The sequence below is a fragment of the Pseudoalteromonas nigrifaciens genome (genome assembly GCF_002221505.1).
Lineage (GTDB): Bacteria > Pseudomonadota > Gammaproteobacteria > Enterobacterales > Alteromonadaceae > Pseudoalteromonas > Pseudoalteromonas nigrifaciens.
This window is the reverse complement of the sequence record NZ_CP011036.1, coordinates 864939-887391: the sequence shown is the minus strand read 5'-3', so window position 1 is coordinate 887391 and position 22453 is coordinate 864939. Positions and strand designations below refer to the sequence as shown.

The 22453-nt window shown below is 41.6% G+C and carries 18 protein-coding genes; 3 read left to right on the top strand and 15 right to left on the bottom strand.

Annotated features, from left to right (window positions below; translation table 11 throughout):
• Positions 1-61 precede the first annotated feature (61 nt).
• The gene (locus tag PNIG_RS04170; protein ID WP_089367873.1) at positions 62-1522 is read right to left on the bottom strand and encodes a sigma-54-dependent transcriptional regulator; all 1461 of its coding nucleotides are present in this window, start codon (positions 1520-1522) and stop codon (positions 62-64) included.
• Positions 1519-2631, bottom strand: coding sequence for a sensor histidine kinase (locus PNIG_RS04165; protein WP_089368937.1), 1113 nt, complete (start codon positions 2629-2631; stop codon positions 1519-1521). The genes PNIG_RS04170 and PNIG_RS04165 overlap by 4 nt, the downstream gene beginning before the upstream one ends.
• Before the next feature lie 146 nt (positions 2632-2777).
• On the opposite strand from PNIG_RS04165, the gene PNIG_RS04160 reads away from it, so the two are divergent.
• The gene (locus PNIG_RS04160) at positions 2778-3374 is read left to right on the top strand and encodes a DNA-3-methyladenine glycosylase I (RefSeq protein ID WP_089367872.1); all 597 of its coding nucleotides are present in this window, start codon (positions 2778-2780) and stop codon (positions 3372-3374) included.
• A 140-nt stretch (positions 3375-3514) separates the two neighbouring features.
• Here the strand turns inward: PNIG_RS04160 and PNIG_RS04155 are convergent, their stop codons facing one another.
• Positions 3515-4948: a sigma-54 dependent transcriptional regulator gene (locus tag PNIG_RS04155; RefSeq protein ID WP_089368936.1), complete on the bottom strand. Its 1434-nt coding sequence runs from the start codon at positions 4946-4948 to the stop codon at positions 3515-3517.
• Positions 4949-5321: 373 nt separating this feature from the next.
• Here PNIG_RS04155 and fliS point away from each other — a divergent pair, with 373 nt between their 5' ends.
• Positions 5322-5723: a flagellar export chaperone FliS gene (fliS, locus tag PNIG_RS04150; RefSeq protein WP_089367871.1), complete on the top strand. Its 402-nt coding sequence runs from the start codon at positions 5322-5324 to the stop codon at positions 5721-5723.
• A gap of 6 nt (positions 5724-5729) precedes the next feature.
• The gene (locus tag PNIG_RS04145) at positions 5730-6029 is read left to right on the top strand and encodes a hypothetical protein (protein ID WP_011327478.1); all 300 of its coding nucleotides are present in this window, start codon (positions 5730-5732) and stop codon (positions 6027-6029) included.
• A 634-nt stretch (positions 6030-6663) separates the two neighbouring features.
• On the opposite strand, the gene fliD is transcribed toward PNIG_RS04145, so the two are convergent.
• The 12 genes from fliD to flgE all read right to left on the bottom strand — a co-directional run bounded on the left by fliD (position 6664) and on the right by flgE (position 22410).
• Entirely contained in the window at positions 6664-8076 is a 1413-nt protein-coding gene (gene fliD / locus PNIG_RS04140) for a flagellar filament capping protein FliD (RefSeq protein ID WP_089367870.1), read from the bottom strand.
• Between the two features lie 80 nt (positions 8077-8156).
• Positions 8157-8573: a flagellar protein FlaG gene (locus PNIG_RS04135; protein WP_089367869.1), complete on the bottom strand. Its 417-nt coding sequence runs from the start codon at positions 8571-8573 to the stop codon at positions 8157-8159.
• A gap of 173 nt (positions 8574-8746) precedes the next feature.
• On the bottom strand, positions 8747-10312 hold the full coding sequence (locus tag PNIG_RS04130; protein WP_089367868.1) for a flagellin: 1566 nt from the start codon (positions 10310-10312) through the stop codon (positions 8747-8749).
• A 306-nt stretch (positions 10313-10618) separates the two neighbouring features.
• Positions 10619-12187, bottom strand: a complete 1569-nt coding sequence (locus PNIG_RS04125) for a flagellin (protein WP_089367867.1) — start codon at positions 12185-12187, stop codon at positions 10619-10621.
• 847 nt (positions 12188-13034) lie between these two features.
• A complete protein-coding gene (gene flgL, locus PNIG_RS04120; RefSeq protein ID WP_089367866.1) occupies positions 13035-14306 on the bottom strand; it encodes a flagellar hook-associated protein FlgL in 1272 nt (423 codons plus the stop codon).
• Between the two features lie 2 nt (positions 14307-14308).
• Positions 14309-16321 (bottom strand): flagellar hook-associated protein FlgK, encoded by a 2013-nt coding sequence (gene flgK, locus PNIG_RS04115; protein WP_089367865.1) that lies wholly within the window; start codon positions 16319-16321, stop codon positions 14309-14311.
• Between the two features lies 1 nt (position 16322).
• Positions 16323-17318 (bottom strand): flagellar assembly peptidoglycan hydrolase FlgJ, encoded by a 996-nt coding sequence (gene flgJ / locus PNIG_RS04110; RefSeq protein WP_089367864.1) that lies wholly within the window; start codon positions 17316-17318, stop codon positions 16323-16325.
• A gap of 127 nt (positions 17319-17445) precedes the next feature.
• Positions 17446-18540: a flagellar basal body P-ring protein FlgI gene (locus PNIG_RS04105; RefSeq protein ID WP_089367863.1), complete on the bottom strand. Its 1095-nt coding sequence runs from the start codon at positions 18538-18540 to the stop codon at positions 17446-17448.
• Between the two features lie 12 nt (positions 18541-18552).
• Entirely contained in the window at positions 18553-19236 is a 684-nt protein-coding gene (gene flgH / locus PNIG_RS04100; RefSeq protein ID WP_011327469.1) for a flagellar basal body L-ring protein FlgH, read from the bottom strand.
• A gap of 16 nt (positions 19237-19252) precedes the next feature.
• Entirely contained in the window at positions 19253-20041 is a 789-nt protein-coding gene (gene flgG / locus PNIG_RS04095; RefSeq protein ID WP_011327468.1) for a flagellar basal-body rod protein FlgG, read from the bottom strand.
• A gap of 21 nt (positions 20042-20062) precedes the next feature.
• Entirely contained in the window at positions 20063-20806 is a 744-nt protein-coding gene (locus PNIG_RS04090) for a flagellar basal body rod protein FlgF (protein ID WP_011327467.1), read from the bottom strand.
• A gap of 239 nt (positions 20807-21045) precedes the next feature.
• The gene (gene flgE / locus PNIG_RS04085; protein WP_089367862.1) at positions 21046-22410 is read right to left on the bottom strand and encodes a flagellar hook protein FlgE; all 1365 of its coding nucleotides are present in this window, start codon (positions 22408-22410) and stop codon (positions 21046-21048) included.
• Positions 22411-22453 lie beyond the last annotated feature (43 nt).

Below are 22453 nucleotides of genomic sequence, written 5' to 3'. Positions count from 1 at the left end.
ACTTAGTCAGAGTTTTGACAGCCCTAAATTCAAGATGTTGAATTTAGGGCTTTTTTGTAGGTTATGCAGGAAGTGAAATACCTAAGTCGCGCATTTGCGCTAGTTTATAACGTAAAGTTCGCGGGCTAATACCCAAAGTTTCGGCTACGTCTTTACGCTTGCCTTGGCAACGCGCAAGTGTTTCTAAAATAATTCGATGCTCTTTATCTTTAAGCTCATCTTTATAACTGCCTGTATCTTGAGCGAGTAAATCTGATTTTTGCTCATTCGGTGTTTGCTCATCAAGCTTTTCATCACCCGACTTTTCGTCATTAATAATGGCTGTTGTTTTACTATCGTAATAGGCGCTAGTTAACGCACTTTCACTAATTGCTGGCTCTACTACAAAGTTACTTGGGGCTAAGTTTTCAATAAAAATAGCTTGCTCACTTATGCTGTTGTCACTGCGCAGTATAAGCGCACGCTGAATTACGTTATCAAGCTCACGCACATTACCTGGCCATGTATGGCTAAGGAGCTTTTGCTCAGCTTGCTTATCTAAAATAGCCAGCGGCTGCTTAGCTTTTATTAAATGGCGTTCAATTAAGTGCTTCGCCAACACAATTATATCGCCAGGGCGCTCGCACAATGGCCGCCACATTAGCGGAAAAACGTTAAGGCGATAATATAAATCTTCCCTAAACTGATTATTCGCTACCGCTTGTTTTAAATCGCGGTTACTGGTTGCGAGTATGCGTACATCCAGCGTAATCGTTTTACGGCTACCTAAGCGTTCAACTTCACGCTCTTGTAATACACGCAGTAGTTTAACTTGTAAGCCTAAATCCATTTCGGTAATTTCATCAAGTAAAATTGTACCGCCCTGTGCTTGCTCAAACTTACCTGGGCATGCCTGAATCGCGCCAGTAAACGCGCCTTTTTCGTAGCCAAATAATGTTGCTTCTAGCATGTTTTCAGGAATCGCCGCACAGTTAATAGCCACAAAGGGCTTTGCAGCACGCGCTGATTTATCATGAATAAACCGCGCTAATACTTCTTTGCCCGAGCCACTTGGCCCCAGCACCATAACACTGGCGTCTGATTTAGCTACCCTGCTTGCAAGCTCCAGCAATTGAATACTCGTTGGGTCGGCAACAATAGGGCCGTCGGTTTCTTTGGGTTTTTCGGGCAAATAGCGGCTCACCATATTTAATAGCACCTCGGGTGCAAATGGTTTGGCCATATAATCAATCGCGCCTAAGCGCATTGCCTCTACCGCATCGTCAATAGTTGCGTAAGCGGTCATCATTAATACCGGTAAATCGGGGTAATTTAATTTAATACTGCGCAGTAAATCTAGGCCGCTCATAGTGCCCATTTGCACATCGCTCACCACTAACGAAAAGGATTCTTTTTTAAGTAGTAACATCGCCTGCTCTGCACTATCGGCAGCAACGCATTCAATACCCGACATTTCTAGGGTATCTATTAATGCTTCGCGAAGCCCTGCGTCGTCCTCTACAACTAAAATAGTATTACTCATAACGATTCCTCTAATTTAGATGCTGCGCTAATTGGCAATAACAGGTTAAAACAAGCGCCGCCATGTACATTATTAGTCACCTCAATACGCCCTTGGTGCGCATTAGCAACAGAGCTAACAACCGCCAACCCTAAGCCTGTGCCTTGGCTGCTAGTGGTAAAAAATGGTTCAAACAGTTTATCTACCTGCTGTAGGTCAACACCTGGGCCATTATCACTCACGCTAATGCGTACAAAATCTGGGGTTTGCAAATCGCGCATTGCACTTACTTGCACTTGTGCCCCTGCGCCTATAATTTGAATACTGTTATGAATCAGGTTTTGAATCGCACTGGCAAGCGCGGTTTTATTCCCTAAAATCGCAATGTCGGGCTCAGGTAAGCTTACATCAAGCTCACTGTTATTAAGCGTTACCATGGCATCTGCACCGGTTTTTACTTCGCTTAATAATTGCTGCATAGACACCTGCTCAACCACATGCTGATCGCCACTTTTGGCAAATAGCAGCATGTCGTTTACTTGGTTTTCTAAATCTTTTAAGCGCGACATTAATTTAGTTTGAAAGTTATCGCGCGACGCTTCGGGTAAGCGTTTTGAACCTAAATTAGCAGCATAAAGCATAGCCGCCGACAGCGGCGTACGTACTTGGTGCGCCAAAGATGCCACCATTTTACCCAGCGCACTTAAACGCTGCATATGTGCAACCCGCTTTTGTAAGCGGCGGGTTTCACTCAAGTCTGTCATTAAAATAAGTTGCCCAGGCTCTGGGGCAAGTGCAGTAATATCAAGTTTTATTAAGCGCCCGTCTTTTAAAGACACTTCGTGGCCATCATCTTGCTGAGGCCGAAAAGAGCGCTGAATAACACTAAACCACTTTTCGCCTTCAAGCGGCTCGCCAAGCATATCAATCGCAATTTGATTCGCTTTCGCTATCATGCCTTTACCATCAAGCACAATTACTCCTGCGGGCATAGTATCTACTAAATGCGAAAGCCAACTAGCCTGTTTACGCAGATCACTTAACTCCCCTATATACTCCTCTTGAAGTAAACATGGGTTATACTGATTTGCAGAAATAAACTGTGGTTTTAACACACTAGCAAGTGCCATAATCAAATCTCTAATTGATGCAGATACAGTTTCAAATGCACAATTTATACCACCTTTTATTACCATGTATATCATTGAGTTACACAGTAAAAATGCGCGACATTAAAATGACGCGCAAATAAAAGCACCGCAACTAAGGAACTATAATGACCAAGCAAACCCGTTGCTCATGGCTCGACACCAGCAAACCCGACTACGTTGCATACCACGATAACGAATGGGGAGTGCCTGTGTATGACGATAAAAAACTGTTTGAATTTTTAACGCTGGAGTCGGCGCAAGCAGGATTGAGTTGGTACACTATTTTAAAAAAGCGTAATGGTTATAAAAATGCTTTTGCCGACTTTGATGTACACAAAGTAGCAGCATTTACCGAGCAAGATATTGAGCGACTAATGCTTGATGCGGGTATTGTGCGTAATCGCTTAAAAATTGCCGCTACTGTAAATAACGCCAAATGCTTTATTAAAATTCAGCAAGAATTTGGTAGCTTTAGTAACTATCAATGGCAGTTTGTTGGCAATAAGCCGCAAGTAAATAATTTAAACTCTGATGATGACACACCAGCAATTACCCCTACCTCAAGCGCATTTGCTAAAGATTTAAAAAAGCGTGGTTTTAAGTTTTTAGGGCCAACAACCGTATACGCCCATATGCAAGCCTGCGGTATGGTTAACGATCACAGTAATAAATGTTTTAGAAAAGAAGAAGTTAAAAAGCTAGGGGCTAGGCAAACAGTCTGATTTCAGGCTTTTAATCAAGCCTCTGTAATTAGTGCGCGCGTCAGCAAGCTTAACGCAGCAAAAGCTAAACGCTGTGCTTGGTTATTTTTTACCTAAAGCCTGAACCCTGACACCTAAAACCTGATAGCTACCCTTAGCTTTTAATCTCTCGACAAGTTATATTTTTTCATTTTTTCGACCAAAGTAGTGCGGCGTACTCCGAGTATTTCGGCGGCGCGAGCAACTACATAATCAAAGCGCTCTAATGCTTGAGTAATTAAGTTAATTTCTAGCTCAGCTAAGTATTCTTTAAGTTGAATCCCTTCGCTGGGTAACAAGCCTGAATCTGCTGCTGTAGAGTGTTCTGGCTCATCGTCATAGTCGCTAAAGTCAGTGCTAAATATGTCGTTAAAAGCATCGCGCTCCATTAACTCTTCTGGGTACTGTGGTTCATAGGCTTCAACTTCAATATAACGATACTTAGCCGGTAAATCAGGAACATCTACCACTTTTTCCGGGAACATTATCACCATCCGCTCAACTAAGTTTGCAAGCTCGCGAATATTACCCGGCCAACTATGCTCTTTTAAACTTTCGACAGCGCGCTCTGTAAACTTAGCGGTTGAGCCACTTTGCTCATTAACGCGGCGCATTAACTCTTTTAATAGCAGCGGTATGTCATCGGCGCGCTGGGTAAGCGACGGGCTTTCAATAGGAAATACGTTTAATCGGTAGTATAAATCTTCACGAAACGTACTTTCCTCTATCATGGTTTCGAGGTTGCGATGGGTTGCAGCAATAATGCGTACATCAGCCTGAATCGCTTTAGTGCCGCCTACTCGCTCATAACTACGCTCTTGCAATACGCGCAGCAACTTAACTTGCATTTGCAGCGGCATATCGCCTATTTCATCTAAAAATAGTGTACCGCCTTGCGCCAGTTCAAAACGCCCTTTACGAGCAGAAATTGCCCCTGTAAATGCGCCTTTTTCATGGCCAAACAATTCACTTTCGAGCAACTCCCCCGGAATCGCACCACAGTTAACTGGTACAAAAGGCCCTTTAAGGCGTTTAGACAATAAATGTACGTTACGCGCCACCACCTCTTTACCTGTGCCCGACTCACCTAAAATAAGTACATTAGCATCGGTTTTTGCTACTTGCTCAATTAAAAAGCGCAGGTCTTTAACCGCAGATGTTTCACCTACTAGGCCATCAAAAGTATTGTGTGGTTTACTGTGTTTGTGCTCAATAGGCAACATGCGCTGATATTGTTGGCAGTCGTGTAATAGTTGCGTGGTTATTTCGTGGCTAAATGGCTCACAAATTAACCCCACTACATTAGCAATACTCAGTAAAGGCTTGAGTGTTTCGCCAATTAGTAAAAAAGGAAACGTAGGGTAGCGTTTAATTAAACTTTCGTGATCGAGCGCCTGCAATGCACCTAAAATTACAATGCATTCTTTACTTTGATACTTACTACACGCTTGCTCAAAGTCGGCTTCCGTTTGTAATTGCACCGCTTCACCTATAAAAGTAAGTGAGGCATATAATCCTATCGAGCGATTGTTATTATTATCTAAAATTAAGATCATATTTAGCGGGCCATTCATTTCACTAATTTATTTTGTTAATCAAATTGTAAGCCAGTTGAAATTGTATGCAAGCACTAGTGGCGACTTTTTGACATTAACGCCAAAAAACAGACACTTTAATTAAAGCAACAATACTTAAGGATTAACCATTAAGTATTAAGGTTGTAAATACCCCTACATTCGCATAATAAGTTAATCGCAAAGCTTAATACTTAAATTAGAGATGTAAAGTAACTTTATAATAAAAATATTCACTAATATTTACTTAAGTTGCCGCTTTAAATGCCGATAAGTAACTATATATAAAATGCTTGGCATTATAATTGCTGGCATTGTATTAATATTTTTAGTTATCAAAATTTAGGATCTTCTCATGGCACATGCATCAATTAAAAAATACGGTCAAGTTCGTGCAAGCAGTATTAGCGAAATGACACCTTACGAACAAATAAACCTAATTTTTAGTAACATTATTGGGCGCTTAGCTGCAACCAAAGGTTTTATTGAACGCAAAGAAATTGAAAAAAAGGGCGAAAACATTTCAGCCTGCATTTTACTTTTTGGCGCATTACAAGACACACTTAATTTTGACGTTGAGCAAGGCTCAGGAATTTCAAATAATTTAGCCGCGCTATACGACTATTGTCAGCGTACACTAACTAAAGCTAACTTAAATAACGACACAGCAGCAATTATGGAAGTTTCTAGCATAGTGAAAGAAATAAAAGAAGGGTGGGATAATATTCCTGCTAGCGAACGCTCTCCTGCAGTTTAATTTATTATGCCTTTAATAACTGACCAACAGCCAGCAGAGCAAATTAAACAATTGCTCTGCGAGCTTGAAACACTGGTAAATAACAACGATGCTGACGCGGCAGCTTTACAGCTTGAAGCATTAAATACGTGTTTAAAAAGCTGGTGCGAAAGCGCTGAGCAGCCAAGTAGTGACGAGCTTATAACAACACAAGCGCATATTAATGCTATTTTAACTCAAGCTAACATCCATAAAGACGACTCGTTTAAAGCCTTGTTAAAGCATAAAAAGTCAGACAAAGCGATCAGCGCTTACAAAAGCACTTAAAAAGACAGTTAGCATAATAAGAAGTAAATTAAACGATGGTTTTATACTTTTCTTCTCTAAAGCGCAGCGCCTCTTAATATCTTTTTGTGAATAAATTATTTAAAGATCATTTTTCACAAAGAGAAAACAATGAGAGTAAATGAGGAGTAAATTAAACACATAATTGAGTGTCTTTTTTCTTCTCTAAAGCGCAGCGCGCTCTTATCCTCTTTGTGAATAAGTTATTTAAAGATCATTTTTCACAAAGAAAAAACAATGAGAGTAAATGAGGAGTGAGTTAAACACATAATTGAGTGTCTTTTTTCTTCTCTAAAGCGCAGCGCCCTCTTAACCTCTTTGTGAATATATTTACTTAAATCAAATATGCATAGCGAGGAGAGGACGCGGGGAATGAGAAGTGAGTTAAACAAGTAATTTAGTGCCTTTTCTTCTCTAAAGCGCAGCGCCTCTTAGCCTCTTTGTGAGTAAATCACTTAAAGCCTTTTTGCACTGTTTTAATCTGTTTAACGCAAAAAGTGCGGTATTGTTGTTATTAAATAAAACCGCACTTATATAACTAACAACTGCCCTTTGGTAAGCTCAGTGTTTGTATTAGCCTAAAGCCTAGTATACTCCCTAGAGCTTGAGCCCTTAATTACTTAGACTTTCTAACTACGCCAGGCATGTTATCTAACTGAGATTGAAGGTAACTACTGGTTGAATTTAAGCTTGCTACCAATAAATCCATGCTGTTGTACTGCGCATAAAGGCGCGACTCTAACGACTCCATTTTACGTGCAAACGATACTCGCTGGTCATCAATCCCACTAATTTGTTCCTTTTTACTGTCTATTCTGTTTTGAATTAAGCCATCTGATTTAGTATAAAAGTTCATTAAATCATCAAACGATTGGGCAAAGCCGCCTTCTTCTTTATTTTCGTCAATAAAAAACTGCTGTACTAAATCAACATCATTTTTTACTTGCTCGTCTAAGCGTTCGCTATCTAAGCTTAATTTACCATAGCGGTCGGCCTCAACACCTAACTGCGACAGCGATAAAGAGTTACCACCGCCTAAGTCAACACTGTTGGTAATTTCTTGCCTTAACTTTGACATAACACCACGTAGCAGAGAATCACCCGCCATTACGCCAGCACCATCTTCGCCAGATTTACCCAAGTTTTTACTTAGCTCTAACAGCTCGTTATAACTTTCGATAAACCCATTTAAGCCAGCTTTTATATTATTGTTATTTTCTTTAACGGTTAGCTTACTTAGGTCGTCGTCAACACCCTGTGCTTTTTTAGCGGTAATAGTCACGCCATCAATCACGTTTTTAAATTCGTTAGTGCTACTAGTTACCGTTACTGTGCCGTCAATAGTTATTGACGCATCAACAGCGGCAACTACTTCGCTCACATTTTTTACTCCTGCTGGTGCAGGGTCAAACGCTAAACGCGAAAGGCCTAGGGTATCGGTGTTGTTAGCATCGTCATCGGCCACTGCAATTTTAATTTGGTTTTCTACACCACTGGTTTGAGCCGAAAACACTAAGCGCTGGCCAGTATCATCGGTAATTATAGTCGCGTTTATACTTTTATTATCTTTACTGTTGTTTATTGCATCGCGCACTTCGCTTAGCGTTGCAGTGTTTGACACTGCAATATCAAAGCTATTATCGCCCGAGCTTAACGTCATGGTGCCGGCGCCAACAGGATTGGCGGCATCAAAAGCACTCGACATTATTTTATGTTCAGTGGCTAAATTATTTACTTTTACCGAGTAACCACCTGGTTGAGCGTCTTTGTCTGAGCTAAGCGATATAAAATTATCATTACCCGATATAGTACGTTTTTGATAGTTATCAACGTCGCCTAGTCCTGTCATCGACTGCTGTACCTTTTCAAGCGCGGCCTTTAATGCCCCCACCGCCGATATATCGGTAGTTAAGCTACCTTCTTTTCTATTTAAGCGCGCTTCAAATGGGGCTTTTTCGGCATTAACCAATGCACCTACAATTTCAGATACTTGTAAGCCTGATCCTAAGCCAGTAAACGAAATAGCCATGTTTATACCCCTTTACACTATTAAATAAAAAACAAAAAACTTAAAAAACGCAGCTGCTATTTAGTTATATACTTATATAGCTATACCGTTTGGTCAATCAATAAACCCGCAGTTTCAGACAACTTTGATACTAAACTTAACACTTCTTCCGAAGGGTATTGTTTAATAACATCGCCAGTTGCCTTATCGAGCACTTTAATTACATCGCGGCCTGAATCTTCATCAACCTGAAATTGCAAACTACGGTTCATTTCGCCCATAAAATCCTGCAATTGCTGCGCCACTTTTTCAAGCTGTTCATGCTCTAGCGGTTGTTGCTGCTGCGTAGCAGTGTCAGCATTACTTTGATACTGCTGCGCTTGTGAAGCACTTTTTTTAACATCATCAATAGCACTAGCCGTTAGTACCGTAGCTATTTGCCCTACTTTACTTTCGCTAGCTTGCCCAGCATTACTTGCCGTTACTAAAACTTCTGCGCCTGAGGTAATTGTATTCATAACGCCTCCTAAATAGTTTTAAACATTATACACTATTTATAAACTAGCTTAATTTAGTAAGTTAAACGACAAAAGGAGATGAACAAAGCCATCTCCTTTTTTAAGTTACTAATACTGACTTTTAATATTAGTTAGCTATTAATAAGCTAATGAACTATTGACCTAATTAGCTATTAACCTAGTAAGCTAAGTGCTGCTTGTGGTAACTGGTTCGCTTGCGACAAGATAGACGTACCCGCTTGTTGCAATATTTGGTTCTTCGTCATTTGCGCCGTTTCAGTAGCGTAATCTGTATCCATAATACGACTACGTGATGCCGACGCATTTTCTTGAATATTCGATAAATTGCTAATAGTTTGGCTAAAGCGATTTTGTATGGCACCTAGCTCTGCACGCTCATTACCAATTTGCTGTAACGCCGCATCTATTACATCAATGGCAGATTGAGAACCACCTGATGTTGAAATATCTAAATCCGCAATGCTGGTTTTTTTTGTATCAGCTGATAATGTTGCTGCACCACCACCACCAGTTACCATAGCTCCTGCTGTAACATCTAAAGAAACTGTGCCATATTTACTATCAAGAATTGCTGAAGAATAATCTAAACGCCCAGTAACTTCTGCAGAGACACTAGCAGTAGTAGAAATAGCAGCAGTTACAGTTTCAGCCGTTCCTGCTACCGAACCTGCAACGCCGGTTGCATCCGTAGTCCAAGAAGAAATCTTACCTACAGCTCCATCTGATGCCCCACCTACTATTTCCATGGTTACTGCAACATTTTCACCAGTGCTGTTCGTAAACACTAACATGTTATCTGTACCGTCGCTTTGTACACTTGCTGTTATACCTTGTGCAGTAAGAGCATCTGCAGTAGCTGTTGTTATAGCTGTATTTAAACCATCAACAATCGCATCATTATCATTACCAGCACCAGTTGTGTAAGATATTTCTACGCCCGCTACGTTTAAATTAATCTTATCGCCAGCTGTAGTATTTGTCGTGAAGTCACCTACAGCTACCTGAGTCGTTGCACCAACACCAAACACGCCCTCAACGCCATTAATTTGACCCGCTAGATTGGCAGCGCTCATACCCGTAGATACTTCAAGATTTGTCGTTTTTCCACCAACAGTAACTGCTAGTCCGTCTGTTGTTATTGCTGTAGGTGTTTTGCGTATATCTGAAAAGCCAGCCAGTGCAGAAAAAGTCATTCCCTTGCCTTCTAGACCAATATCTTTAGCTGCCGATGAGTTCAAGGTCACTCCAATAGTTTGATTACTATCAGAACCTACTTGGAATTGCTGCGTACCGTAACCACCATCTAATAACTTTTGTCCACCAAAGGTGGTGGTATCGGCTATACGGGTTAGTTCGGTTTGTAATGCGGTTACTTCTTTTTGCAGTGCTTCACGGTCAGATGTAGAGTTAGAGCCGTTTGCTGATTGCAGTGCTAAGTCACGCATGCGCTGTAGAATATCGGTAGATGATTGCATAGCCCCTTCAGCGGTTTGTGCCATAGAAATACCATCGTTAGCGTTACGCTGCGCTACACCTAAACCGCTAATTTGCGACGTTAAACGCGTTCCGATTTGCATACCAGCCGCATCATCTTTAGCACTGTTAATACGCATTCCTGATGACAAGCGTTCCATTGAAGTAGCTAAACCCTGTCCAGATTTAGAAAGGTTACGCTGAGCGTTTAGTGAAGATACATTTGTATTTACTGATATAGCCATGATAAAACTCCTGATTACTTTCGTAATATTGCTTGTTTAATTTAACCAAGAGCTGCCACAAATGTATGTTCAGCTCCGTACTGATTAAGTTAACGGCAGGAGGTAAGTTATCTTTAGAGACATTTTAAAAATAAATTGGATTATTTATTAAACAAAATGTAACTAGCTGTATTTAATGAAAATAATTTAAATTTTTTGCGACAGAATAGAGAGTGAAATTTTTAGTTGCTTTTATTATCTAAAAAATAAAAAACGCACTTCAAATTGAAGTGCGTTTATATAAACAATTACTAGTAAACCGAATAATTAACCACCTAGTAAACTAATTGCAGCTTGTGGTATTTGGTTCGCTTGCGAAAGTATTGACGTACCCGCTTGTTGCAATATTTGGTTCTTCGTCATTTGCGCCGTTTCAGTAGCGTAATCTGTATCCATAATACGACTACGTGATGCCGACGCATTTTCTTGAATATTCGATAAATTGCTAATAGTTTGGCTAAAGCGATTTTGTATGGCACCTAGCTCTGCACGCTCATTACCAATTTGCTGTAACGCCGCATCTATTACATCAATGGCAGATTGAGAACCACCTGATGTTGAAATATCTAAATCCGCAATGCTGGTTTTTTTTGTATCAGCTGATAATGTTGCTGCACCACCACCACCAGTTACCATAGCTCCTGCTGTAACATCTAAAGAAACTGTGCCATATTTACTATCAAGAATTGCTGAAGAATAATCTAAACGCCCAGTAACTTCTGCAGAGACACTAGCAGTAGTAGAAATAGCAGCAGTTACAGTTTCAGCCGTTCCTGCTACCGAACCTGCAACGCCGGTTGCATCCGTAGTCCAAGAAGAAATCTTACCTACAGCTCCATCTGATGCCCCACCTACTATTTCCATGGTTACTGCAACATTTTCACCAGTGCTGTTCGTAAACACTAACATGTTATCTGTACCGTCGCTTTGTACACTTGCTGTTATACCTTGTGCAGTAAGAGCATCTGCAGTAGCTGTTGTTATAGCTGTATTTAAACCATCAACAATCGCATCATTATCATTACCAGCACCAGTTGTGTAAGATATTTCTACGCCCGCTACGTTTAAATTAATCTTATCGCCAGCTGTAGTATTTGTCGTGAAGTCACCTACAGCTACCTGAGTCGTTGCACCAACACCAAACACGCCCTCAACGCCATTAATTTGACCCGCTAGATTGGCAGCGCTCATACCCGTAGATACTTCAAGATTTGTCGTTTTTCCACCAACAGTAACTGCTAGTCCGTCTGTTGTTATTGCTGTAGGTGTTTTGCGTATATCTGAAAAGCCAGCCAGTGCAGAAAAAGTCATTCCCTTGCCTTCTAGACCAATATCTTTAGCTGCCGATGAGTTCAAGGTCACTCCAATAGTTTGATTACTATCAGAACCTACTTGGAATTGCTGCGTACCGTAACCACCATCTAATAACTTTTGTCCACCAAAGGTGGTGGTATCGGCAATGCGGGTTAGCTCGGCCTGCAATGCAGACACTTCTTTTTGCAGGGCTTCACGGTCAGATTTTGAGTTAGATCCATTTGCTGATTGCAGTGCTAAGTCACGCATACGCTGTAAAATGTCGGTAGATGATTGCATTGCCCCTTCAGCGGTTTGCGCCATAGAAATACCATCGTTAGCATTTCGCTGCGCTACAGCTAAACCACTAATTTGTGAGGTTAAACGCGTTCCAATTTGCATACCAGCCGCATCATCTTTAGCGCTATTAATACGCATACCTGATGATAAGCGCTCCATTGAAGTAGCCAAACCTTGGCCTGATTTTGTTAAGTTACGTTGTGCGTTTAGTGACGACACATTAGTATTTACTGTTAATGCCATTTTACCATCTCCGAGTGTTTAACAGGATGTGGTTCAAAATGCTTTTGCAGGAACCACTATTAGATGCAGTTAACAAAGCAGGTTTTGTGCCAACTCACCTAACAAATTCAACGCATTGTTTTTAAAGTAAAATATAAATATTAAACTGAGTTTTAGAGTAAAAGTGAGCTTTATAATGGAAGGTTAATAAATAGTGACATTTTTTTGCCGCTTGGTTTAGTGGGGATATTCGGGGGGCGATTACCGGGGTATAACATGTTTTTACTTTAGTGTATTTGGCTCTCTAAAGCGCAGCGCCCTCTTAGCCTTTTTGTGAATAAAGCATTTAAATATTATTGCGCACAAAGAGAAAACAATGAGAGTAAATGAGGAGTAACTTAAACACATAATTTATGTGTTTTTCTTCTCTAAAGCGCAGCGCCCTCTTAGCCTTTTTGTGAATAAAGCATTTAAATATTATTGCGCACAAAGAGCAAACAATGAGAGTAAATGAGGAGTAACTTAAACAGGTAATTTATATGTTTTTCTTCTCTAAAGCGCAGCGCCCTCTTAGCCTTTTTGTGAATAAAGCATTTAAATATTACTGTGCACAAAGAGCAAACAATGAGAGTAAATGAGCAGTAACTTAAACATAATTTATGTGTTTTTTCTTCTCTAAAGCGTAGCGCCCTCATAACCTCTTTGTAAATAAATTTACTAAACCCATTTGCACAAAGAACAGTAAATTTCAGATAGTCGAAAACCAAAAAACGCGGTATAAAACCGCGCCTCCATCAACAAAAACGCCTAGCTTGGCTTGTTTTTGCCTAAAACCTGATACCTGACACCTAAAACCTGCTCTTAACCTTTAAATATAATCAAATAACGAGAGTTTGGCTAAGCGGCCGAAAGTAGCTTGCGACGCTTGGAGTGCGGTTTCTTGCTGAGTGAGTTCGCTAATTGCAGCAGCCATATCTACTTCAAGCAGGCTTGAACGATTACTTTGGTTTTGAATGTCTAGCGCAGAGTTAGAGTCGGTTACTCTTTCTAGCACATTCATCCGCCCACCTAAACTCGCTTGGGTAAACACAACTTGTTCGCTGGCATTTTGTAACTGCGTTACACCATCGTTAAGTGCTTGCTGAAAATCGTCCCCCGTAAGCGTGCCATTATTTAAGCCTGTAATTAAACCTTGTAGCGTATTAAGTACGTTTTCTTTATGAGGTGGCTCGAGACTAAAATCAAGCTGCCCAGGTGCAGCGCCGCTTAGCTGAATTTTCATGCCCGCAAATTCAATTGGCTCGCCTGCTTGTACCGCCCCGGTAACAGGTGGGTTTAATGGGTTACCTGCGCGCTGAATTTCATATTGCTGCGGATCGCCTGGGTTAGTTCCCGCAGAAACCACTATATTAAAGGTATTTGCCGAAGGTGCGGCAGTGGGATCAGCATTATATTGCTCTTTATGAAACTGATCGAACACTCCTTGTTTATCTACATACACACTACCCGCTGTAATGTTATTTGGGGGTGTTAATGTAGGAATACTGCCGGTATTTGACGCCACATTTAGCCGTGCATTGGTTTTTTCAAAGGTGTCGTAGCCGTTGTCGCTAGATTTAATCGACACACCTTCGGCAATAGTAATTTTATGCTGACCTTGATCGCCTTGGTAATTGTATGTGCCGCTGGCAGCATCAAACTGATACGGTTGCGTGTTGTCTTGGTAGCCTGAAAATATGTACTTACCATCTTCTGAACGGGTGTTCATTAAATTAGCTAACGTTTTTTGTATTTCGCTTAGCTCCGACGCTAACGACTTTAAGTCGTCTTTACTGTATGCGCCATTACCTGCTTTTAAGGCAATATCTTTAGCCGCTTGAATACTTTCGTTAATACCTTGCAGTACGCTTTCTTCGGTTTTGAGTCGGCCATTGAGCTGGTTAATATTTTTTGTATATTGCTCATTGCTTTGTATTTTATTGGTATACAGCATAGCTTGCGATATGTCGGCAGGCGCTTCTGAGGTAGATAAATACTTTTGCCTAGTATTTACTCGCTCTTGTGCGTTTGCTACGCCATTTTGATTTTGTAATATTTTATTAATGCTGTTTTGATACATTAAGTTATTTGATAAACGCATAATTACCTCGTGGCACTAAGTAAAGTGTCAAAAATAGAACGTGCAGCAGAAAGCACCTGAGCTGAAGCCGCATAAGATTGTTGAAAGCGCAGTAAATTGGCCGCTTCTTCGTCAAGGTTTACCCCAGATAACGACTCGTACCATGCCTCTGACTGCTGTGCGAGTGCGTCGAATGCTGCGCCGTTTGTTTTAGCTTGGCCTGTTACCACGCCAATGTCGGTTACTAATCCGGCATACGCTTGGTTAAACGTTTTATGGTTATCGGCATCTGAGCTTGAAACAACATTTTGGCGCACCAAGTCACCGTTTTGTAACTCGGCTAACTTTAAGCCATTGCGGTTATCGTCAAAGCCGCCTTTGTTAAACTCTAACGTAAAGCTATCGCCTGTGGCTGGCGAGCCTTCAATATCAAAGTCAAAACCATAACCGTCATAAGGAGCACCAAGGCCAGCCAAAACATTTTTGCCTGGTGGTGCAATAGTAATTGGCACATTAGCGCCGTTTCCATCGCTAATTAAGTAATCATTTGTACCCGCTGCTTTAACAATGGTTATATCTCCATTAGCGAGTGCAGGAGGAGTGGTAGTTGTAAAGCCACCAGCGGTAACACTACTCACACTGCCAGCAGAAATAGCGCCGCTACCGGTGTTATTTATGTAATCGGCGGTGCGTATTGGCGATGCTAACGCTAGGTCTTCACCGCGCCCAGTGGCGAGGGTAATATTTGCTGCGGCTTCTGAATTGAGCTTAATTTGAAATTTATCGCCTTCATTACCTGCACCAGCCATAGTTAACTGCAAACCAAATAAATCAACACCTGGGTTATTTGCCGAGTTAATTTCACCGCCTACAAATGTTGCTGTTGTAGCGGCGCCTAATGGCTCGCCTTTATTATCTACTGGCTGAATACTCACTTCGTTTGGATTTGCGGTATAAGTCACAATAAAATCACTGGCAGGTAAATTACTGCCTTTGCCGGGCTCTACTGTTGCACTAACACCCGCACCGCCGGTATTAGCTTGATAGGCAAACCCTTTTGCCGTAGGTATATTGAATATATCGCCACCCAATTTACCGTTAGCATCCATTCCCAAGTGATTTTGCTGATTAAATGCATCAGCCAACGCTAAACCCATTTGGCCTATTTGATTTTGTGCAGGTACTAAAATATCGTCTCTGAAGGCAAGTAAACCACCTATTTTGCCTTTTAATTTACTGGCATCAACTTCAAGCGGCACAGCTTTGCCGCCATTTACATCTAAGCGCAGTTCTTTAAAATTTGGATCGGGGTCGCCGCGCATCGAAAACAAGTTAAACGAGCCGTTTTGCATTACAACCGCTTCACCGCTGCCCATAAAAACGAGCTTTTCACCATTAGGGCCGTCAAGCGTTTCAATGTCGATTAACTCTGATAAATCGCGAATCGCTTTATCGCGCTCGTTATATGTGCCGCTTGCAGCAGATGCGTTGTTAGTACCATTAACACCAGCAATTTGTTGGTTTAACGATCCTATTTTTTGAATTAAGGTGTTGGCTTCATCGGAGAATATTTCGAGCTGCTCATTTACAACATTTTTTTGATCCAGCACTATTCCCGACAACCTATCCATTTGGCTTATTAAGCTGTCGGCGTTAGTCATTACTAACGAACGTGCAACCGTTGACGATGGCTGATTAAGCGCTTCTTGCACGTTATTAAATAGCGAGTTAATACCGGTCGATAAGCTATTCGCTTCTTGCGAAAATAACGTATCGACCCGGTTTGCTTCACTTACAAACTGATCAAAAAACGTTTTATTTGAGGTGTCTCGGTTTAATTGTTTTTGTGCAAATTCATTAAGCAATCTGTAAGTATTACCTTTGCCAACTTGATTGCCGATCATGGTGCCATGCTCTGTACGCTCGCGCACATAGCCGTCAGTATTTACATTAGTAATATTTTTACTGGTTGTTTGCAACAGATCAGTGTTTGCTCTTATTCCTGAATTAGCAATGTTTAATAAATTAAACGACATGTTACTTTACTCCTTGGCGGATCACGTTTGTTGCAATATTTTTAAGCTCGCTACTGTTAAGTACGCGCTTTATTTTATCCGCATAATTTGGGTCTGTTGCATAACCGGCTTGTTGTAATGAGTCTAAAAACACTGCCGGTTTGGCGGTATTTTGTAATGCTTGTTGATAGCGTGGATTTTGAGTTAAAAAATCAACAAAGTCGTTCACGCTGTCTTTTATTGAGTCGTAAGCCCTAAAACTGGCTTGTTTTTTAACTGCAGCGCCTTGTTCAAACTCTAAGGTTACTTTGTTAGCTTTTTCACCCTGCCAGCTTTTATCTGACTTAATGTTAAATAAGTTATTTGAGCTGTTACCGTCGCTTTTATTAATAATATGCTTACCCCAACCGGTTTCAAGTGCCGCTTGTGCAACCATTACCGCAGGATTTAAACCAATTTTTTGCGCTGCAGTTTTAGCGTGTTCCCATACTGAACTTACAAACTCTTCGGCCGTTTCAAAGTTTGGCTTAGCTACTTCTGGCTTTTCGGTATTCATAGCGCTTTTATCTACAGGCTCGGTTACGGCTTTTTTACGCTGTTGCTGCGGCAACTCTATGCCAGCACGCTGATCGCTTAAAAGATCGTTACTGGTTCTGAGTACTGAAGCTGGGGTGTAATTTTTTGCCGTAGGAGAAAGTTGCTGCACTATTAAGTCGGCAAGCCCTAATGAACCATTAGACGAGAGCTCTGATGAAAGTTGCTGATCGTGCATTTCTTCAAAAAACTTTACGCTACTTGAATTTAATGGGCTTTCTTTGTCTTCGAAGGCTTCGCTGGCTTTGCGCATGCTTTTAAGCAACATTTGCGTAAATATGGCTTCAAATTGTGCCGCTGCTTTTTTGAGAGCCGCTTTTGAGGCATCACTAGACGCGTCGCCACTGTTTAGGGCATCTTTACGCAAAGCGTTTAAGTTACCTAAATCAAAAAAGTTTTGCTTATCGAGATGATTTGTTTCCATCAGCTTTTTGACACAATAATGAATAATGTATAAAGCAATGCAAAAATTGAGCCAGAGGGGAAGGTGTTAAGCAAAATGCCATCGGTTACCAGCTTTTAAAACTGACCACCGATAGCATTACGTTGTTTTAAATTACAACTAGCTGGCCGTTTATTGCGCCAGCTTCTTTTAGGGCTTCTAGTATTGCCATTAAATCGCCAGGCGCGGCGCCTACTTCGTTTATAGCGCGTACTAGGTCATCTAGGCTCACTCCGGGGTTAAATACAAATGCCCGTGAGTCGTCTTGTTTTATATCTATAATACTTTGCTGGGTAACAACGGTATCGCCATCACTAAAAGCATTAGGTTGCGATACGTTTTGTTGCTCCGCAATAGTTACTGTTAAGCCACCATGGGTAATAGCCGCAGGTTGTAGCTTTACGTTTTTACCAATAACAATAGTACCGGTACGCGAGTTAACGATAATTTTTGCCGCTGTATCTGCTGGGGTAAACTCTAGGTTTTCGAGCGTTGATAAATAAGACACGCGCTGCGAGGCGTCTCTTGGGGCAATAACTCTAATAGACGCTGCATCGAGTGCTTGGGCGCTATTTGGGCCAACTAAATCGTTTATGGTTTTTTCTAATCGCTTAGCGGTAGTAAAGTCTGGGCGATTTAAGTTAAAAGTAATATAGTCGTTTTGCATAAATGGGCTTTTAACTGCGCGCTCAACGGTTGCGCCATTTGGAATGCGCCCCACTGTTGGCGTGTTTATAACGACTTTACTGCCATCAAGCCCCTCTGCGCCTAAACCACCTACAATTAAACTACCTTGGCCAATAGCGTATACGTTGCCGTCGACCCCTTTTAAAAAGGTTTGTAGTAAAGTACCACCGCGTAAACTACCTGCACTACCAATAGATGATACGGTAATATCTATAGTTTGCCCGGGCTTTCTAAAAGGCGGTAGCTCTGCATGCACTGCAACCGCAGCCACGTTTTTAATTTTTGGTTTTAAGCTTGCTGGTAACGTAATGCCAAAGCTGTTTAACATGCCTTTAAAGCTTTGCTCGGTAAATCGGCTTTGCTCGCCCGTACCAGGTAAGCCAACAACTAGGCCATAGCCTACTAATTGGTTTGAGCGTACGCCCTCAACCATAGACACATCTTTAATGCGCTCGGCCATGGCAGGAAGTTGCCAGCCAAGTAACACCATTAAACAAAAAACTTTAAATACATTCATAATGAATGTCCTCTAAAAAGGAAAAAGTGAGCTACTAAAAAAGCGTGTTAGCCAACCGGCACTTTGTGCTTCTTGAGTTTGCCCTTTGCCCGAATATTGAATTCGTGCATTAGCAATTCTATTTGACTGTACGGTATTGTCTGCAGTTACATCTTCTGGCCTTACTAATCCCTCTAAACGAATAAATTCTTCGCCTGAGTTTAACGTTAGCCATTTTTCGCCGCGAATAACTAAGTTACCATTAGGTAAAACACGCATTACATTTACCGATATATCACCGGCTAAACTATTTGACTGATTTGATTTTGAGTCGCCTTTAAATGACGCGTCGCTGCCAATACCAAATTGAATGCTGTCGCCGCCAATATTTACCGGTAATCCGCCTAAACCAATAACGGGGTCGAGTTTTGCGTCTGACTGTTTATCAGTTTCTGTTTTTGCCGCTTTAGAGGCTTGCGTAGATTCTTGCAATTTAACCGTAATTATATCGCCGGTACGCAGTGCTTTTTTATCAGCGTATAAGTCGTTCGATAAATACGTATTAAACAGTGAGCCATTAGCAACTGCCGGTTCAACATTGGGTTCTGGGTACATGGGTGCGTAGTAAGGATCGTCTTGTACTACATCACTATTTTGTGTAGACACACAGCCACTTAACAATAAAGTACCCGCTGCAAATAATATAATATTGCGCATAATAACCTCTAAAATATTATAATTGCTGATTGATGTAGCTCATCATTTCATCAACTGCCGAAATTACTTTTGAGTTCATTTCGTAAACACGTTGGGTTTCTATTAGGTTTACCAACTCTTCGGTTACGTTTACGTTTGACGTTTCTAGTGAGCCTTGAATAATAGTGCCTAGCCCATCAACCCCAGGGTTACCCTGCACCGGCGCGCCACTTACCGCAGTTTCGGTGTAAAGGTTTTGCCCTATAGGCTCAAGGCCCGACGGATTAATAAAGTCACTAATGGTAATTTGTCCAATAACCACGTTATCGGCCTGCCCTGCAACACGTACAGACACTTCACCGTCTTGCGATACAGTTATTGATTGCGCGTCGTCGGGTACGTTCATTTCAGGTTGAACTACATAACCGGCACCCGAGGTTACAACTCGCCCGTCGCCATCGGTGGTAAATTGTCCGTTGCGCGAATAAGCAATATTGCCATCTGGCTGCAATACTTCAAAAAAGCCTGAACCAGAAATCATCCAATCTAGTGAATTTTCAGTAGTTAGCATATTACCTTGCGAAAAGTTTTTTTGGTTAGCTACCACTTTAGCACCAGCACCTAGCATTAAACCTGATGGCATTTCGGTATCTTGCGATGAGCGACCGCCTGGCTGATTAATGTTTTGGTAAAGTAAATCTTCAAAAACGGCGCGGCTTTTTTTATAACCAACCGTACTGGCGTTGGCTAAGTTATTTGAAATAACCGAAATGTCGGTTTGTTGGGCGTCAAGCCCAGTTTTACTGATCCACAATGCTGGATTCATAATCGTGTCCTCATTTTAAAGTTAAACTATGCGCAACAGCTGATCTTGCGATTGATCTATTTCTTCTGCTGTTTTCATTAGCTTTACTTGTAATTCAAATTGGCGTTGATGGCTGATCATATCGACCATTTCGTGTACCGGATTAACGTTCGACATTTCTAATGCGCCGCTTATCACTTGTACGTTAGCTGAGGTTTCAACCGTTTGATTTGGTTTTGGTCTAAATAAACCATCGTTACCTTTTTCAAGTGTTGAGTTATTTGCCTCAACCACTTTTAAACGATCAACCTCTTCTAAAAAGTTAGCCGGCGCGCCTTGTGGGCGTACTTGTATGGCACCGTCTTTACTAAATTCTATTTTTTCAATCGGGACTGGCAAAATAATAGGGCCGCCTTCGCCAATTACTTGACGACCACCGCTGGTAACTAACATGCCTTCGGCGGTAATATTAAGCGTACCTACTTTTGTATAAGCTTCGTTGCCGGAGGCGTCTTGTACACTCAGCCAGGCGTTATCGCTCATGGCAATGTCGAGCTCGCGACCGGTTTGCTGTATGCCACCCGATGTCATGTTTGAACCTGGGCGCTCTTCCATAGAAAACACCCGCGATGGCAAACCTTCACCAAACGCTTGCATAGATCGAGCTTGGGCAAAGTCGGCTTTAAAACCTGTAGTGTTTGCGTTCGCCAAATTATTGGCTTTAAGGGCAAGCCCCATTAAGCTTTGCTTAGCGCCAGACGCGGCAATGTAGACCATTTTATCCATAACATCGACTCACTTAAAAATCTCTGTAAGAACAAATGCAATATATGCGCCATTGTTAAATACAGCAGTAAAACTGCACCGCCAAGCAATGTGGTATACCGCCGGTAGCTGCAGAAATTATAGGGATGAGGTTCTAGGGGCTAGGTTCTAGGTTGATACCTGACGCCTCAAACCTGATCTTATAAACAAAAAAGGCTGCAATTAAGCAGCCTTGAATATTCAAATTAATAAATTGTGCTTTATCTAATTTGCAGAATACTTTGCTGAATTGTTGAGTTAACTTCCAGCGCTCGCGAGTTTGCTTGGAAATTACGCTGTGCGCTAATCAAATCAACTAGTTCGTTAGTTAAGTTTACGTTTGACTGCTCAAGCGCTGATGAGTTGATATTACCTAATGTGCCAGAGCCTGGTTCACCAGCAATAGGCTCGCCTGACGCTATACTCGCTTTCCAACCTGTGCTGCCCACTTGTTGTAAACCTTGCGAGTTTGAAAAACGCACCATAGCCACTTGGCCTAAAAATGTTGAGTCGCCATTACTGTACGAAGCCACAACTTTACCGTCGGCGCCAATATCAATACCCGCTAAACGGCCAACCGTTGCACCGTCTTGCTCAAGTGCTTTTACTTCAAAGCGACTTGCGTATTGAGTAGGTATTTTATTAGCTGTACCGGTTTCATCACGCCAGTTAATTTCAACAGGCGCTGGGAAGGTAGCGCCATTGGTTAATAAATCAGAAAGCCCCGCTGTACCACCGCCACCAGCTGCAATAGACAATGGATTAAAAGTGTTACTTACGTTTGGCGTGCCGTCTGTACTTTGCGGTAAGCCACTTGAGTCAAACTGAAAAGTAGTCATAGGAGTGTACGGAGCTACTGTTTGCTCAACCCCATTGGCACCAAAGGATTTACCATCAAGTGTTGAATGTACGCTCCATTGATTTTCATTACCGGGTACTGCAGGGTCGCTTTTCACAAAAAATAGCTGCAATACATGTGGCTCACCGAGTGAGTCATACACGGTTGTTGAGGTTGATGAATTATAAGTTGCACTTTCGGTAGGGTTAAACGCAATTGTAGGTGCAATTGATCGTGAGTCTAAATTAAACGAGCTATACACGCTTGAAGTAGCACGCGGCGATCCTGACGAGTCAGGTATTTGTAAAGCCGATGAAGTGCTTAAACTCACTGATGTAGTATCGCCTGTTGAAGGGTCAACCGGAAAGCCTTGTAAAAAGCTGCCATTTGCATCTACCACAAAGTTGTCTTTGTTTAACTTAAATGCGCCGGCACGTGTGTAAGTAAAATCTTGCGCGCCTAGGTCTTGGCTGGTTGCAAAGTAACCTTCACCGGTAATCGCTAAATCTAACGAGTTATTGGTAAACTGTAATGATCCTTGATGAAATTGTTGTGCAACCATAGTCGTTTGCACGCCGTCACCATTTTTTGTTTTACCCGAACTAAATACCGACGATGCATACACGTCAGCAAATTCTGCGCGCGACTCTTTAAAACCCGTAGTATTTACGTTGGCTATATTATTTGCCGTAACGTTTAAATCTTTTTGTGCGGCAGCAAGGCCGGATAATGCAATATTGAAGCTCATAATTGACCTCTAAACTATTTAATTTTTAGCCCGCTGGCTAATG

Bases quoted from the DNA above. Each gene is read 5' to 3' on its own strand.
- PNIG_RS04105 (WP_089367863.1), bottom strand. From the start codon at position 18,540: ATGAATGTATTTAAAGTTTTTTGTTTAATGGTGTTACTTGGCTGGCAA.
- flgG (WP_011327468.1), bottom strand. From the start codon at position 20,041: ATGAATCCAGCATTGTGGATCAGTAAAACTGGGCTTGACGCCCAACAA.
- PNIG_RS04170 (WP_089367873.1), bottom strand. From the start codon at position 1,522: ATGAGTAATACTATTTTAGTTGTAGAGGACGACGCAGGGCTTCGCGAA.
- fliS (WP_089367871.1), top strand. From the start codon at position 5,322: ATGGCACATGCATCAATTAAAAAATACGGTCAAGTTCGTGCAAGCAGT.
- fliD (WP_089367870.1), bottom strand. From the start codon at position 8,076: ATGGCTATTTCGTTTACTGGCTTAGGATCAGGCTTACAAGTATCTGAA.
- PNIG_RS04130 (WP_089367868.1), bottom strand. From the start codon at position 10,312: ATGGCTATATCAGTAAATACAAATGTATCTTCACTAAACGCTCAGCGT.
- PNIG_RS04135 (WP_089367869.1), bottom strand. From the start codon at position 8,573: ATGAATACAATTACCTCAGGCGCAGAAGTTTTAGTAACGGCAAGTAAT.
- flgL (WP_089367866.1), bottom strand. From the start codon at position 14,306: ATGCGTTTATCAAATAACTTAATGTATCAAAACAGCATTAATAAAATA.
- PNIG_RS04160 (WP_089367872.1), top strand. From the start codon at position 2,778: ATGACCAAGCAAACCCGTTGCTCATGGCTCGACACCAGCAAACCCGAC.
- PNIG_RS04125 (WP_089367867.1), bottom strand. From the start codon at position 12,187: ATGGCATTAACAGTAAATACTAATGTGTCGTCACTAAACGCACAACGT.
- PNIG_RS04155 (WP_089368936.1), bottom strand. From the start codon at position 4,948: ATGATCTTAATTTTAGATAATAATAACAATCGCTCGATAGGATTATAT.
- PNIG_RS04165 (WP_089368937.1), bottom strand. From the start codon at position 2,631: ATGGCACTTGCTAGTGTGTTAAAACCACAGTTTATTTCTGCAAATCAG.
- flgE (WP_089367862.1), bottom strand. From the start codon at position 22,410: ATGAGCTTCAATATTGCATTATCCGGCCTTGCTGCCGCACAAAAAGAT.
- flgJ (WP_089367864.1), bottom strand. From the start codon at position 17,318: ATGGAAACAAATCATCTCGATAAGCAAAACTTTTTTGATTTAGGTAAC.
- PNIG_RS04090 (WP_011327467.1), bottom strand. From the start codon at position 20,806: ATGGATAAAATGGTCTACATTGCCGCGTCTGGCGCTAAGCAAAGCTTA.
- flgK (WP_089367865.1), bottom strand. From the start codon at position 16,321: ATGTCGTTTAATTTATTAAACATTGCTAATTCAGGAATAAGAGCAAAC.
- PNIG_RS04145 (WP_011327478.1), top strand. From the start codon at position 5,730: ATGCCTTTAATAACTGACCAACAGCCAGCAGAGCAAATTAAACAATTG.
- flgH (WP_011327469.1), bottom strand. From the start codon at position 19,236: ATGCGCAATATTATATTATTTGCAGCGGGTACTTTATTGTTAAGTGGC.